The organism is Murinocardiopsis flavida, assembly GCF_003014485.1.
GTDB classification, from domain to species: domain Bacteria; phylum Actinomycetota; class Actinomycetes; order Streptosporangiales; family Streptosporangiaceae; genus Murinocardiopsis; species Murinocardiopsis flavida.
Window position 1 is genome coordinate 1 of sequence record NZ_PYGA01000066.1, and the last position, 1,576, is coordinate 1,576.

Below are 1,576 nucleotides of genomic sequence, written 5' to 3' on the forward strand. Positions count from 1 at the left end.
AGCTTGAGTTTTATGGTTGCTGCTGGCGGTGTTGTTCGAGGCTGGCTGCCCGCTTCACGGTCTTACCAGGCTCGTAGCGCGGGGCCGGCCTGCGGTTTCTCGACCCGGGTGGGCGTCCGGGACCGGGCCGCGAGGGTTTGGGCACACCGCCAGGACGGACCGTCTTCGCGCGCACGTGCCGAAACCCCCGGCGGACCCGGGCGGGGGCGAGTCGACACGGGTGGCTCGGCCGCTCCCACGGGCGGCGCAGGTCCTCGGCGAGCGGGCGGGCCAGCCGCAACTGGGTGTGCGCGACGATGACAAGCCAGGTCCACCGATCGGCGGTCGCAGGGTCGCGGACCTTCGGGACGGTCCAGCCCAGGGTCTGCTTGAAGAAGCGGAAGGTGTGTTCCAGGTCGAAGCGGCGCACGTACGCCTGCCAGCGCACCTCGACCTCCGTGCCCGTCATCGCGGTGCGCGAGGACCATAGCCACACCGCCTTGGGATCCCGGTCGCCAGGCAGGTGCTCGACCTGCAAGCGGACCAGTGTGCCGTGGATCAGCGGCAGTTCGCCTTCGTGCTCCAGCCAGGGGCCGCGGTGGCTCAACCGGGGATGCATACGATCCCAGGCCAGGGCCTCAGCGGTGCCGTAGCGGCTGGTGGGGGTGGTCATGGCCACCTCGGGGGTGTGCCAGGTCTGCGGTTGGGCCAGGGCGAGGGCGGCGCCGTGCTTGCGGGGCTTGCCGCCCCGCGGGGTGGAGCGGCGCTGCCCGGCGTCGCGGAGCATCACCCGGTCCGAGCGCAGCCGGCCGAGGAGTTCCACGGGCAGATCGCCCAGCACGTAGGCGAGGCGGGGGATGTCGTAGCCGCTGTCCATCACGATGAGGACGTCGGCGTCGCCGGGTTTCCACTGTCCGGCCTGCATCAGGCGGGTGAGGACCTCGCGCAGTTGGGCGGCGGTCGCCGCGGTGGCGTCGTCGGCCGGGCCCAGCCGGTGTGCGTCGAGCACCGCGCACCAGGACGTCCGGCCGGTCTCCAGTGCGGCGACGACGGAGTAGGGCCAGCCGGGGATGAACTGGTCCGCGCTGCGGCCGCGGCCGTAGACGTGGCAGAACAGCCGTTGCGGGCTGGTGGGGGCGTCCGGGCGCAGCCAGTTGCTGACATCGACGGCGAGCACGATCCGCCCGTCGGCCGCGCGCGGTAGCGGGGTGCTGGTCAGTGCACTGCGCAGCCGCCGCGGGTCCAGCCGCCCGGTGTTCAGCGCGTCATACATCGCCCCGTGCCCGCGTTGGTACTCGGGGGTCATGGTCAGCTCCGGCAGCGAGGTGACCGGGCCGTCCGCGCACAGCAGCGCGTCGGTCAGCTCGAAGAGCGCGTCCGCGCGGGTGTCGAGGCAGTCGTAGAACCCGGTTCGGAATCGGGACAAGACGCCCAACGGCTCGACGTCGGGGCTCGTGGACGGAAGACTCATGGCAGCGGCCGTTCTCTCGCGCTCCGTTATTCGACATCTCGAAGCGTGGGGGACGGCCGCGTTCTCTGTCCGGGAAACGATTGATCCGGGTAGGCCAGGTCCCCGGGCAAGGTTAAACAACAAGCT

General features: G+C 71.3%; 1 protein-coding gene. It reads right to left on the minus strand.

Annotated elements, in window-relative coordinates:
* Window positions 1–10: 10 nt before the first annotated feature.
* Entirely contained in the window at window positions 11–1,450 is a 1,440-nt protein-coding gene (locus CLV63_RS33045; protein WP_106587177.1) for an NF041680 family putative transposase, read from the minus strand.
* Between the last annotated feature and the right edge of the window lie 126 nt (window positions 1,451–1,576).